This is a genomic window from Streptomyces sp. NPDC091289 (assembly GCF_044757365.1).
Lineage (GTDB): Bacteria > Actinomycetota > Actinomycetes > Streptomycetales > Streptomycetaceae > Streptomyces.
This window is the reverse complement of the sequence record NZ_JBIVUT010000006.1, coordinates 168475-181092: the sequence shown is the minus strand read 5'-3', so window position 1 is coordinate 181092 and position 12618 is coordinate 168475. Positions and strand designations below refer to the sequence as shown.

11 protein-coding genes and 1 tRNA gene are annotated in these 12618 nt (G+C 67.6%); 2 read left to right on the top strand and 10 right to left on the bottom strand.

The window, feature by feature from the left end; translation table 11 throughout:
• Nucleotides 1–87 precede the first annotated feature (87 nt).
• The 9 genes from rpoB to ACIQPT_RS09855 form a co-directional block, all read right to left on the bottom strand.
• A complete protein-coding gene (gene rpoB, locus ACIQPT_RS09895; protein WP_401154480.1) occupies nt 88–3573 on the bottom strand; it encodes a DNA-directed RNA polymerase subunit beta in 3486 nt (1161 codons plus the stop codon).
• Nucleotides 3574–4198: 625 nt separating this feature from the next.
• Nucleotides 4199–4582 carry a 50S ribosomal protein L7/L12 gene (gene rplL / locus ACIQPT_RS09890; protein ID WP_398355963.1) on the bottom strand — a complete coding sequence of 128 codons (384 nt, stop codon included), beginning with the start codon at nt 4580–4582 and terminating at the stop codon, nt 4199–4201.
• Between the two features lie 83 nt (nt 4583–4665).
• Nucleotides 4666–5223, bottom strand: coding sequence for a 50S ribosomal protein L10 (gene rplJ / locus ACIQPT_RS09885; protein ID WP_398355964.1), 558 nt, complete (start codon nt 5221–5223; stop codon nt 4666–4668).
• A 273-nt stretch (nt 5224–5496) separates the two neighbouring features.
• Nucleotides 5497–6411 (bottom strand): hypothetical protein, encoded by a 915-nt coding sequence (locus tag ACIQPT_RS09880; protein WP_401154478.1) that lies wholly within the window; start codon nt 6409–6411, stop codon nt 5497–5499.
• A 170-nt stretch (nt 6412–6581) separates the two neighbouring features.
• Nucleotides 6582–7304 carry a 50S ribosomal protein L1 gene (rplA, locus tag ACIQPT_RS09875; protein WP_007445923.1) on the bottom strand — a complete coding sequence of 241 codons (723 nt, stop codon included), beginning with the start codon at nt 7302–7304 and terminating at the stop codon, nt 6582–6584.
• A gap of 80 nt (nt 7305–7384) precedes the next feature.
• The gene (rplK, locus tag ACIQPT_RS09870; protein WP_010058817.1) at nt 7385–7819 is read right to left on the bottom strand and encodes a 50S ribosomal protein L11; all 435 of its coding nucleotides are present in this window, start codon (nt 7817–7819) and stop codon (nt 7385–7387) included.
• Between the two features lie 176 nt (nt 7820–7995).
• Nucleotides 7996–8898, bottom strand: a complete 903-nt coding sequence (gene nusG, locus ACIQPT_RS09865) for a transcription termination/antitermination protein NusG (protein ID WP_401154475.1) — start codon at nt 8896–8898, stop codon at nt 7996–7998.
• Nucleotides 8899–8971: 73 nt separating this feature from the next.
• Nucleotides 8972–9259, bottom strand: a complete 288-nt coding sequence (secE, locus tag ACIQPT_RS09860; RefSeq protein WP_018960177.1) for a preprotein translocase subunit SecE — start codon at nt 9257–9259, stop codon at nt 8972–8974.
• A gap of 106 nt (nt 9260–9365) precedes the next feature.
• Nucleotides 9366–9438: transfer RNA gene (locus ACIQPT_RS09855), tRNA-Trp, on the bottom strand.
• Between the two features lie 213 nt (nt 9439–9651).
• Between ACIQPT_RS09855 and ACIQPT_RS09850 the strand changes: the two genes are divergently transcribed.
• Entirely contained in the window at nt 9652–10878 is a 1227-nt protein-coding gene (locus ACIQPT_RS09850; protein WP_401154473.1) for a pyridoxal phosphate-dependent aminotransferase, read from the top strand.
• 115 nt (nt 10879–10993) lie between these two features.
• Nucleotides 10994–12007 (top strand): adenosine deaminase, encoded by a 1014-nt coding sequence (locus ACIQPT_RS09845; protein ID WP_103511067.1) that lies wholly within the window; start codon nt 10994–10996, stop codon nt 12005–12007.
• Here the strand turns inward: ACIQPT_RS09845 and ACIQPT_RS09840 are convergent.
• Nucleotides 12000–12590 (bottom strand): TetR/AcrR family transcriptional regulator, encoded by a 591-nt coding sequence (locus ACIQPT_RS09840; protein ID WP_401154471.1) that lies wholly within the window; start codon nt 12588–12590, stop codon nt 12000–12002. The genes ACIQPT_RS09845 and ACIQPT_RS09840 overlap by 8 nt on opposite strands.
• Nucleotides 12591–12618 lie beyond the last annotated feature (28 nt).

The following is a 12618-nucleotide window of genomic DNA, read 5'->3' as shown; positions in this document are numbered from 1 at the left end:
CCCTCTTTCGGGGTCTCGTCTCAATCAATGGTCTGAACGGGTCCGGGGAGGGCCGGCCGCCTCGGGATGAGGCGGCCGGCCGGCCCGTCAGACCTCTTCGACGCTGCTCGGCTCGCGCCGGGACAGGTCGATACCGAGTTCCTCCGCCGCGCGGAAGACGTCCTCGTCCGTGTCGCGCATCTCGATGGACATGCCGTCCGAGGACAGCACCTCCACGTTGAGGCAGAGCGACTGCATTTCCTTGATGAGCACCTTGAAGGACTCGGGAATGCCGGGCTCGGGGATGTTCTCGCCCTTGACGATGGCCTCGTAGACCTTCACGCGGCCGGTCACGTCGTCGGACTTGATCGTCAGGAGCTCCTGGAGGGCGTATGCGGCGCCGTAAGCCTCAAGGGCCCACACCTCCATCTCACCGAAGCGCTGACCACCGAACTGTGCCTTACCACCCAGCGGCTGCTGGGTGATCATGGAGTACGGGCCGGTCGAACGCGCGTGGAGCTTGTCGTCGACCAGGTGGTGCAGCTTGAGGATGTACATGAACCCGACCGAGACCGGGTCCGGGAACGGCTCGCCGGAGCGGCCGTCGTAGAGCTGGGCCTTGCCGGAGGGCTGGACCAGGCGGTCGCCGTCGCGGTTGGGGATCGTGGCCTGGAAGAGGCCGGTGATCTCGTCCTCGCGCGCACCGTCGAAGACGGGCGTGGCGACGTTGGTGCCGGGGGCGACCTGGTCGGCGCCGATGGCCTGCAGGCGCTGGGCCCACTCGTCACCGAGGCCGGAGACGTCCCAGCCGCGGCTGGCGAGCCAGCCGAGGTGGATCTCCAGGACCTGTCCCGGGTTCATTCGGGACGGGACACCCAGGGGGTTGAGGATGATGTCGACCGGGGTGCCGTCCTCCAGGAACGGCATGTCCTCGATCGGCAGGATCTTCGAGATGACGCCCTTGTTGCCGTGACGGCCGGCGAGCTTGTCACCATCGGTGATCTTGCGCTTCTGCGCGACGTAGACGCGGACCAGCTGGTTCACGCCCGGCGGCAGCTCGTCGCCCTCTTCGCGGTCGAAGACGCGGACGCCGATGACCTTGCCGATCTCACCGTGCGGCACCTTCAGCGAGGTGTCGCGCACTTCGCGCGCCTTCTCACCGAAGATCGCGCGGAGCAGACGCTCCTCGGGGGTCAGCTCGGTCTCGCCCTTGGGCGTGACCTTGCCGACGAGGATGTCACCGGCGACGACCTCGGCACCGATCCGGATGATGCCGCGCTCGTCGAGGTCGGCGAGGACCTCTTCGGAGACGTTCGGGATGTCCCGGGTGATCTCCTCCGGGCCGAGCTTGGTGTCACGGGCGTCGACCTCGTGCTCCTCGATGTGGATCGAGGAGAGGACGTCGTCCTGCACGAGGCGCTGCGACAGGATGATCGCGTCCTCGTAGTTGTGACCCTCCCACGGCATGAACGCCACGAGCAGGTTCTTGCCGAGGGCCATCTCACCGTTCTCGGTGGCCGGTCCGTCGGCGAGCACCTGGTCGGCGATGATCCGGTCGCCCTCGGCGACGACGACCTTCTGGTTGACCGAGGTGCCCTGGTTGGAGCGCATGAACTTGGCGATGCGGTACGTGGTGTACGTGCCGTCGTCGTTCGTGACGGTGATGTAGTCCGCGGAGACCTCCTGGACCACACCGTCCTTCTCCGCCTTGAGGACGTCACCGGCGTCGGTGGCGCAGCGGTACTCCATGCCGGTGCCGACCAGCGGGGCCTCGGACTTGATGAGCGGCACCGCCTGCCGCATCATGTTCGCGCCCATGAGGGCACGGTTGGCGTCGTCGTGCTCCAGGAAGGGGATCATCGCGGTGGCGACGGACACCATCTGGCGCGGCGAGACGTCCATGTAGTCGACGTCCGTGCCGGGCACGTAGTCGACCTCTCCGCCACGACGGCGGACCAGGACGCGGGGCTCGGTGAAGCGCAGCTCCTCGGAGAGGGTCGCGTTCGCCTGGGCGATGACGTAGCGGTCCTCCTCGTCGGCCGTGATGTAGTCGACGTCATCGGTGACCTGACCGTCGACGACCTTGCGGTACGGCGTCTCGATGAAGCCGAACGCGTTGACGCGGCCGTACGAGGCGAGCGAACCGATCAGACCGATGTTCGGGCCTTCGGGGGTCTCGATCGGGCACATGCGTCCGTAGTGGGACGGGTGCACGTCTCGGACCTCGAAGCCGGCCCGCTCACGGGAGAGACCACCCGGGCCAAGCGCCGACAGGCGGCGCTTGTGGGTGAGACCCGACAGCGGGTTGTTCTGGTCCATGAACTGCGACAGCTGGCTGGTGCCGAAGAACTCCTTGATGGAGGCGACGACCGGCCGGATGTTGATCAGGGTCTGCGGCGTGATCGCCTCGACGTCCTGCGTGGTCATGCGCTCACGCACGACGCGCTCCATCCGCGCCAGGCCCGTACGGACCTGGTTCTGGATGAGCTCGCCGACGTTGCGCAGACGACGGTTGCCGAAGTGGTCGATGTCGTCGGTCTCGACGACGATCTCCCGGCCGGACTCGCCGGTCGTCTCGGTCTCGCCGGCGTGCAGCTTGACCAGGTACTTGATGGTCGCGATGACGTCGTCCGAGGTGAGCACCCCGGCGTCCAGCGGCTCATCGGCGCCGAGCTTCTTGTTCACCTTGTAGCGGCCGACCTTCGCGAGGTCGTAGCGCTTCGGGTTGAAGTAGAGGTTCTCGAGCAGCGTCTGAGCGGCTTCGCGCGTGGGCGGCTCGCCCGGACGCAGCTTGCGGTAGATGTCGAGCAGTGCGTCGTCCTGGCCCTGGGTGTGGTCCTTCTCCAGGGTGGCGCGCATCGACTCGTACTCGCCGAACTCCTCCAGGATCTGCTCGGTGCTCCAGCCGAGAGCCTTGAGGAGAACGGTGACCGACTGCTTGCGCTTGCGGTCGATGCGGACACCGACCATGTCGCGCTTGTCGATCTCCATCTCCAGCCAGGCACCCCGGGAGGGGATGATCTTGGCGGAGAAGATGTCCTTGTCGGACGTCTTGTCGATGGAGGAGTCGAAGTAGACACCCGGCGAGCGGACCAGCTGCGACACGACGACACGCTCGGTGCCGTTGATGACGAAGGTGCCCTTGTTGGTCATGAGCGGGAAATCGCCCATGAAGACCGTCTGGGACTTGATCTCGCCGGTCTCGTTGTTGGTGAACTCGGCCGTGACGAAGAGCGGCGCGGCGAACGTGAAGTCGCGCTCCTTGCACTCGTCGATCGAGTTCTTCGGGGGCTCGAAGCGGTGGTCGCGGAACGTAAGCGACATCGACCCGGAGAAGTCCTCGATCGGTGAGATCTCCTCGAAGATCTCCTCCAGGCCGGACTTGGTGGGGACGTCTTGTCCACTGTCCAGAGCAGCCTCGACGCGAGCCTTCCAGGCGGCGTTACCGAGGAGCCAGTCAAAGCTCTCGGTCTGCAGCGCGAGGAGGTTCGGAACCTCGAGGGGCTCCTTGATCTTTGCAAAAGAGATGCGCAGCGGGGCGGTGCTGGCACCGTTGTTCGTATTCGCGGTCGAGGCGTTGCGCGAGGCGGCCAAGAGGGGGTCCTTCCGAGGGCTCGGACTCACTACGCGCGTACCGGTCCCACCCTGGACACATAGACAGACCGTTCCGAATCGGTCGCAATGCGACCAGGTCGGAGGGGGTCGGCCATCGGTGCTTCAGCGTGGGCATGCCCCTGGTGACGGGCAGGAGGCAGCTAACAGGCAGCGCAAAGGGTCAGTGTAGCCAAGCGGCACACTGATGTCCAGTCGGGGTTCTCAGAGACCCACGTTGCTCTCAACAGCTGTTCTCAACACCTATGTCTAGCCCTGGCCCTCGCGCGGGGTGCGCTCTTCTTTACTGCCCTCTTCACTCTCGATCCATGCCTCGGATTCGGATCGAAGTGATGACGCGTCCTGAGAATTGCGCGCCGCGTCCGGTTCGTCAAGGCCCGCCGGTCCGATCGGACCTCCAGGCGTCTTCACCGGCCACCCCCGTGATGCCCGCAGGACGCCCCTGAGGGGCCCGCGAGAGGCGCACGGCGAAGATCACCCTACTCGTCGTCGGCGGAAGAGCAAGGCACCCGCCACGGGCACGCCGAAGGGCGACCACCCGGATGGGTGATCGCCCTTGGCGCGGGCACCTGACGGTGCCCAGGGAGTCCCGAGGACTCCCGAGGTGTTACTTGACCTCGACGGAAGCGCCGGCGGCCTTGAGGGACTCGGCAGCCTTCTCGGCGGCCTCCTTGGCGACCTTCTCGAGGACCGGCTTCGGGGTGCCGTCGACGAGGTCCTTGGCCTCCTTGAGACCCAGCGAGGTCAGCTCACGCACGACCTTGATGACCTGGATCTTCTTCTCGCCGGCACCGGTGAGGATGACGTCGAACTCGTCCTGCTCCTCAGCGGCCTCGGCAACGGCGCCCGGGCCGGCCGGACCGGCGACGGCGACGGCCGCGGCGGCGGTGACGTCGAACTTCTCCTCGAAGGCCTTCACGAACTCGGAGAGCTCGATGAGGGTGAGCTCCTCGAACTGAGCGAGCAGGTCTTCCTGGCTGAGCTTCGCCATGATGGCGTCCTTCCACTATTCGGCAGGTGCCGGATGTACATGTCGGCGGGCGTACGTGGAGCCCGCTGGACCGCTGAGCGAAATTACTCGGCGGCCTCGGCGGGAGCCGGAGTACCGGCACCGCCCTGCTCTTCCCGCTTGGCACGAAGAGCTTCCGCGGTGCGGACGAACTTCGACGGCAGAGCCTGGAAGAGCTGCGCAGCCTGAGTCTGCTTGCCCTTCATGGCACCGGCCAGCTTGGAGAGCAGAACCTCGCGGGACTCGAGGTCCGCGAGCTTCTTGATCTCATCGGCGGACAGCGCCTTACCGTCAAGGACACCGCCCTTGATGATGAGGTTGGGGTTGTCCTTGGCGAAGTCACGAAGACCCTTCGCCGACTCCACCGGGTCACCGGTGACGAAGGCAACCGCCGTCGGACCCGAGAACAGGTCGTCCAGCGTGTCGATCCCGGCCTCGTTGGCCGCAATCTTGGTCAGCGTGTTCTTCACCACGGCGTACTGGGCGTTCTCACCGAGCGAACGGCGCAGCTCCTTGAGCTGTGCCACGGTGAGACCCCGGTACTCGGTCAGCACGGCGGCGTTCGAGCTGCGGAACTGGTCCGTCAGCTCGGCTACCGCGGCAGCCTTGTCGGGCCTTGCCATGAGCGTCGGCCTCCTTCCGGGTGATGAGGACCGCTCAGAAGGGGCCGGGAAAGACGAAACGCCCCAGCACAGGTGCCAGGGCGCGGCTCGACCGAACAGAGTCCGGGAGCGTTCCACAGTCACCTGCGCAGGTCGTCCGATCTAGCGGAACCTTCGGTCACCGTCCCTCTTACGAGGCACAGCGACGACCAGCGGTCTTTGGCTTCTTGGTGAGAGTACGCGACCGGATGCGGGACGGGCAAATCCGTCCCCGTTCGTCCCGTGCGGGAGGTGTCAGGAGGCGCCGACCGGGGCATCGCCCTGCTTCAGCAGCTCCTTGAAGTCCACGGTGTCCGAGGCCGCCGGCTTCTCCGTGGGGACCTCGGTGCCGTAGTCGCTGTAGAAGAGCGTCGAGTTGAACGTGCCGGTCTTCATCTCGCCGCGCTCGGTCTTCTTCACCAGCAGGTCGTTCTTGTCGACCCAGATGTCGACGGTCTGGGTGGTCACCCCGGCCAGCGCGAGCTGCTCCTTGAGCGCGGCCAGCTGCTTCGCGTCCAGGTTGCTGTTCTTCGCGGTCAGGTCGGCCACGTCGATCGTGCCGGAGTAGTGCGTCGCGGGGACCCCGCGGACGTCCTCCTCGCCGACCTTCTTGACGTCGCCGGAGGCCAGGAGCGACTTCACACCCTGCTCGGGCGTGCTGTTCTGGATCTGGTCCTTCATGACGTCGCCGGAGGCGCCGCCCAGCTCGGCGAGGTCCTTGTAGGAATACCGGATCCAGTGCTTCCCGCCGGTGTTCGCCGCCATGGCGTCGCCCATGTTGGCGTAGTACTCGTCCTTGAAGTAGCGCGCCTGGACCGATCCGTCGCCGCCGGACTGCTTGAGGGCGTCGCCCATGCTGCCGCCGGTGTACGTGATGGTCAGCGCGCCCGAGAGGCCGTCGGCCCAGCCGATGGCCCCGGACTGCTTCATGGACATGACGCTGCCCATCTCGGTGGTGCCCTCGACCTTCGCGGACTGGGCGCCGCCGGTCTTCTGCTGCACCTGCTTCAGCGCGGCCACGGGGCTCGCCTTGGAGACGGCGCCCGCCTTGTCCTTGCCGGAGCCGCCGGCGCCCCCCGAGCTGTCGGAGCCACCGCAGGCCGCTATCGACGTCAGTGCCGCCGCGGCGGCCAGAGCCGTGCCCATGCGTCGTGCCGTGCTCGTCCTCATGTACCCGTCCACCCCTCGTATCGTCCGTCGTCCCCCGCACCACAGTGGCACAGGGCACTGACAGACATCGGTCCTTACGGATACGAGGACGGGCCCCGCACCTCGAAAGGTTGCGGGGCCCGTTCACACAGAGCACGCGTGCGACGCGGCTACCGGGTGAGCACGGTGGCTCAGACGGAGGCCGGGTCCTCCTCGACGAGGAGGTTGCGGGTGCGGTTGGCGTCCAGCGGGATGCCGGGGCCCATCGTGGTGGCCAGGGTGGCCTTCTTGATGTAGCGGCCCTTGGCGGCGGACGGCTTCAGACGGAGGATCTCGTCCAGCGCCGCTGCGTAGTTCTCCACCAGCTTGGTCTCGTCGAACGAGGTCTTGCCGATGATGAAGTGCAGGTTCGAGTGCTTGTCGACGCGGAACTCGATCTTGCCGCCCTTGATGTCGTTGACAGCCTTCACGACATCGGGGGTGACGGTGCCGGTCTTCGGGTTCGGCATCAGACCACGCGGACCGAGCACGCGGCCCAGGCGGCCGACCTTGCCCATGAGGTCCGGGGTCGCGACGACGGCGTCGAAGTCCAGACGGCCCTTCGCCACCTCGTCGATGAGCTCGTCGGCGCCGACGATGTCGGCTCCGGCGGCTTCCGCGGCCGCTGCACGGTCACCGGTCGCGAAGACCAGGACCCGGGCGGTCTTGCCGGTGCCGTGCGGGAGGTTCACGGTGCCGCGGACCATCTGGTCGGCCTTGCGCGGGTCGACACCCAGGGCAAAGGCGACCTCGACGGTGCTGTCGAACTTCGTGGAGGCGGTGTCCTTGGCGATACGGACGGCCTCGAGCGGGGCGTAGTTGCGCTCCCGGTCGATCTTGGCGTCCGCAGCGCGGAGGTTCTTGCTGCGCTTCACTTCTACTCCTGTGGTTTCAGAGCGTGGAGTCGTGGTGCGGACCAGCGCTTGGTCCTACCACTGGGGGTTACGGGGCTGAATCAGCCTTCGACCGTGATGCCCATGGAGCGGGCGGTGCCGGCAATGATCTTCGACGCGGCGTCGAGGTCATTGGCGTTCAGGTCGGGGAGCTTCGTCGTGGCGATCTCGCGGACCTGGGCGGCCGTCAGCTTGGCGACCTTGGTCTTGTGCGGCTCGCCGGAGCCCTTGTCCACACCCGCGGCCTTGAGGATCAGCTTGGCGGCCGGCGGAGTCTTCGTGATGAAGGTGAAGGAGCGGTCCTCGTAGACCGTGATCTCCACCGGCACGACCATGCCACGCTGCGACTCGGTCGCGGCGTTGTAGGCCTTGCAGAACTCCATGATGTTGACGCCGTGCTGACCGAGCGCGGGGCCGACCGGCGGGGCCGGGTTCGCCGCACCGGCGTTGATCTGGAGCTTGATAAGCCCCGTGACCTTCTTCTTCTTGGGAGGCATTGCTCTCTCCGGGTCCTAGTGAGAGTGTTTCGCCGCCAATTCCGGTCATCCGGATGGAGGCATACCGCACAACGATAACGGGTATAGCTGTGCGACCAAAAACCAAGCAGGTCAGAGGGGCTGCGAAGCCCTTCTGACCTGCTGGGTAGGCATGTGTCCAGAAACCGGCGGAAGCGCTAGTTCTTCTGGATCTGGTCGAAGCTGAGCTCGACCGGGGTCTCGCGGCCGAAGATCTCGACGAGGCCCTTGACCTTCTTCGAGTCGGCGTTGATCTCGTTGATCGTGGCCTGCAGCGTGGCGAACGGGCCGTCGGTGACAGTGACCGAGTCGCCGACCTCGAAGTCCAGCACCTGGACCTCGACCTTGCGGGACGGAGCCGGCTTGCCCTCGGCCTCGGCGGCCTCGCGGGCGGCCTTCTCCTCGGCCTCCGGGGCGAGCATCTTGACGATCTCGTCCAGGGTCAGCGGGTACGGGTCGTAGGCGTTGCCCACGAAGCCGGTGACGCCCGGCGTGTTCCGCACGACGCCCCAGGACTCGTTCGTCAGGTCCATGCGCACCAGCACGTAGCCGGGGAGCTTGTTCTGCCGGACGTTCTTGCGCTCGCCGTTCTTGATCTGGACGATTTCCTCCTCAGGCACCTCGGCCTGATAGATGAACTCCTCCACGTTCAGCGAGACCGCGCGCTGCTCCAGGTTGGCCTTCACACGCTTCTCGTAACCGGCGTACGTGTGGATGACGTACCACTCGCCGGGGAGCGTGCGGAGCTCGTCGCGCAGGGCGGCGACGGGGTCGACGGGGGCGGCCGGCTCGGCCTCTTCCTCGTCGGCGCTCTCATCGTCGGCCTCGGCCTCGACCGCCTCGGCGGCCTCTTCCTCGACGGCTTCGGCGACCACTGCGTCTTCGTCGGCCTCGACGTTCACGGCGGCCTGCTCAGCGGGCTCGCCCGCGGCGAGGTCGGCGGCCTCGGCCTGGTCCGGGTCCACGGAGTCAGCAGCCTCAACGATGTCGAGCTCGTCCTTGGCGGACTCGAAGGCGCCAGCCTCGGGCTCGACGGCGTCGTTCAGGTTCGGGTCAGACACGATGGCTGCTTCTTCCTGGATACAAAGGGTGGAACGTGCGAAAGGGGCGCCGGGTCGGACGCCTTCCGCGAGATCAGCCGAAGACGTACTTGATGACCCGGGCGAAGCCCATGTCGAGAACGGTAACAAGACCGATCATGACGACGACGAACACGATCACCACGGAGGTGTACGTCGTCAGCTGGCTGCGGGTCGGCCAGACAACCTTACGGAGTTCGGCGACGATCTGGCGGTAGAACAGCGCGAGCCGACCCAGAGGGCCCTTCTTGCCGCGCTTGCCGCCCTTCCGAGTCTTCTTCTTCGACTCGGGAGCTTCATCCTCAGCATCAGGCATGTCGATGGAGCCCACGGCGTCCGTCACGCTACTCACCTGATTCCGGGTCGTGGCCGTGCCGCGCCCGGTGGAGCCGCACGGCTGTGCAATGAAGTACGTACATGCGCACACATCCTGGCGAAGGAGTGTGTAGCAGGGCCGGAGGGACTTGAACCCCCAACCGCTGGTTTTGGAGACCAGTGCTCTACCAATTGAGCTACGACCCTTTGTGGTTTCCACCAACCTACCGCATCTTTCCCGGTGACCGGGTGCAGGAACGGTGCGGCTGGTGAAGGCCAACGACAGGTGAGTGTACGTGTTCAGGGCCGCCGCGTCGAACAGACAACTACCGACCGGTCCTGTCCGGATGCTGTCCGGGTCCTGTCCGGTCCCTGAAACCCCTGTGCCGACGGCTTTTGCGGTCTGCGAGCATGGGGCCCATGAGCGCTGCAACTTCACCGTCCGAGCGCCGGGTTTCCGCCCGCATCGGTGCGATCTCCGAGTCCGCGACCCTCGCCGTCGACGCCAAGGCGAAGGCCCTCAAGGCCGCCGGGCGTCCGGTGATCGGCTTCGGGGCCGGCGAGCCCGACTTCCCGACGCCCGACTACATCGTCGACGCCGCGGTCGAGGCCTGCCGCAACCCGAAGTACCACCGCTACACCCCGGCCGGCGGGCTCCCCGAGCTCAAGGCCGCCATCGCAGAGAAGACGCTGCGCGACTCCGGCTACGAAGTCGACGCCAGCCAGATCCTGGTGACCAACGGCGGGAAGCAGGCCATCTACGAGGCCTTCGCCGCCATCCTCGACCCGGGCGACGAGGTCATCGTCCCCGCCCCGTACTGGACCACCTACCCCGAGTCGATCCGGCTCGCGGGCGGTGTCCCGGTCGAGGTCGTCGCCGACGAGACCACCGGCTACCGGGTCTCCGTCGAGCAGCTGGAGGCCGCGCGCACCGAGAAGACCAAGGTCGTCCTGTTCGTCTCGCCGTCCAACCCGACCGGCGCCGTCTACAGCGAGGCCGACGCCGAGGCCATCGGCCGCTGGGCCGTCGAGCACGGCCTGTGGGTGCTCACCGACGAGATCTACGAGCACCTCGTCTACGGCGACGCCACGTTCACCTCGCTCCCGGCGATCGTCCCCGAGCTGCGCGACAAGTGCATCGTCGTCAACGGCGTCGCCAAGACGTACGCGATGACCGGCTGGCGGGTGGGCTGGATCATCGGCCCGAAGGACGTCGTGAAGGCCGCGACCAACCTCCAGTCGCACGCCACCTCCAACGTCTCCAACGTCGCCCAGGTCGCCGCGCTCGCGGCCGTCTCGGGCCCGCTGGACGCCGTCGCCGAGATGCGCACCGCCTTCGACCGCCGCCGCAAGCTGATCGTGCGGCTGCTCAACGAGATCGACGGCGTCCTCTGCCCGGAGCCCGAGGGCGCGTTCTACGCCTACCCGTCGGTGAAGGGCCTGCTCGGCAAGGAGATCCGCGGCAAGCGCCCGGCCACCAGCGTCGAGCTGGCCGCCCTGATCCTGGACGAGGCCGAGGTCGCCGTCGTGCCCGGTGAGGCCTTCGGCACCCCGGGCTACCTGCGTCTGTCCTACGCCCTGGGCGACGACGACCTCATCGAGGGCGTCTCCCGGATCCAGAAGCTGCTGGGCGAGGCCAAGGCCTGACAGCCCGCGGAATTGTGCCCCCGGCCGCCTCGGCCGGGGGCACTTTTCGTCCCGGCCCCACTCCAAAGAGGAAAGCGGCTACCGCTCGGGCCCGCCCGTGCGGCAGGATCTTCCGATGGAGCGTGATGTACGTCTGTTGCCCAAGGCCCACCTGCACCTGCACTTCACCGGGTCGATGCGGCCCACCACCCTGCTCGAACTCGCCGACAAGTACGGGGTCCATCTCCCGGACGCCCTGACCGGTGGAGAACCGCCCAAGCTGCGGGCGACCGACGAGCGCGGCTGGTTCCGTTTCCAGCGGCTCTACGACATCGCCCGGTCGTGCCTGCGGTCCCCGGAGGACATCCACCGCCTGGTGCGCGAGAGCGCCCAGGAGGATGTCGCGGACGGGTCCGGCTGGCTGGAGATCCAGGTCGACCCCACCTCGTACGCCCCGCTGCTCGGCGGGCTGATCCCGGCCATCGAGATCATCCTCGACGCCGTGGACAGCGCCGCCCGGGACACCGGCCTGGGCATGCGCGTGGTGATCGCCGCCAACCGGATGAAGCACCCGCTGGACGCCCGCACCCTGGCCCGGCTCGCCGTGCGGTACGCGGACCGGGGCGTCGTCGGCTTCGGGCTCTCCAACGACGAGCGGCGCGGTATGGCCCGCGACTTCGACCGGGCCTTCGCCATCGCCCGGGAGGGCGGTCTGCTGGCGGCTCCGCACGGCGGGGAGCTGTCGGGGCCCTCCAGTGTGCGCGACTGCCTCGACGACCTGGACGCCTCGCGCATCGGGCACGGGGTCCGGGCCGCCGAGGACCCCCGGCTGCTGCGCAAGCTCGCCGAGCGCGGGGTCACCTGCGAGGTCTGCCCGTCGTCCAATGTGGCGCTCGGCGTCTACGAGAAGCCCGCCGACGTCCCCCTGCGCACTCTGTTCGACGCGGGGGTGCCGATGGCGCTGGGGGCGGACGACCCGCTGCTGTTCGGTTCGCGGCTGGCCGCCCAGTACGAGCTGGTGCGCCGCCACCACGACTTCACCGACGAGGAGCTGGCCGAGCTGGCCCGCCAGTCGGTGCGCGGCTCGGCTGCCCCCGTGGACGTACGGGAGAAGCTGCTGTCGGGGATCGACGACTGGCTGGCTAGCTGATTCCGCCCAGCAGGGTGCGGGCGAGGGAGGCGGCGAAGTCGTCCAGGGGCTGCGGGGGCTCGCCGCCGGGGAGCGCGGCGTAGGCGAAGGCCCGCTGGGCGCAGGCGCCCATCAGCAGCGAGGCGGCGGCGTAGGTGTCCGCGTCGGCCCGGATGCGGCCCGCGCCCTGTTCGGCGCGCAGATAGGCGTCGAGTCGCTGGATCGGCAGGTGGGGCCCGGCCTCCAGCCCGCCCACGCCCTGCTCGTGGCGGCGTTTGAGCTGGGGCTCGGCGTAGAGGGACGCGGCCATGGGGAAGGTCTGCTCGTAGAACAGGGCGGCCACCCGGGCGATCTCGGTGAGGTTGCCCTCGACGGTGCCCTCGCCGGCGGTCAGTTCGCCGAGAAGGTTGCCGAGCCGGGGCAGCCGCTCCGCGAGGACGGTGACGAACAGCTCCTCCTTGCCGGAGAAGTACTTGTAGAGCGCGGCCTCCGAGCAGCCGGCCGCCTTGGCGATCTCCTTGGTGGTGGTCCTGGCGAGGCCGATGGAGAGCATCAGCTCGTGCGCCGCGTCGACGATCCGGACGCGGGCGGGCTTCTGGTCCATGCGTGCTCCAACAGGCCGTGACCCGGAC

Coding starts and splice junctions, on each gene's coding strand:
- rplL (WP_398355963.1), bottom strand. CDS start 4,582: ATGGCGAAGCTCAGCCAGGAAGACCTGCTCGCTCAGTTCGAGGAGCTC.
- rplJ (WP_398355964.1), bottom strand. CDS start 5,223: ATGGCAAGGCCCGACAAGGCTGCCGCGGTAGCCGAGCTGACGGACCAG.
- ACIQPT_RS09880 (WP_401154478.1), bottom strand. CDS start 6,411: ATGAGGACGAGCACGGCACGACGCATGGGCACGGCTCTGGCCGCCGCG.
- rplK (WP_010058817.1), bottom strand. CDS start 7,819: ATGCCTCCCAAGAAGAAGAAGGTCACGGGGCTTATCAAGCTCCAGATC.
- ACIQPT_RS09850 (WP_401154473.1), top strand. CDS start 9,652: ATGAGCGCTGCAACTTCACCGTCCGAGCGCCGGGTTTCCGCCCGCATC.
- ACIQPT_RS09845 (WP_103511067.1), top strand. CDS start 10,994: ATGGAGCGTGATGTACGTCTGTTGCCCAAGGCCCACCTGCACCTGCAC.
- ACIQPT_RS09840 (WP_401154471.1), bottom strand. CDS start 12,590: ATGGACCAGAAGCCCGCCCGCGTCCGGATCGTCGACGCGGCGCACGAG.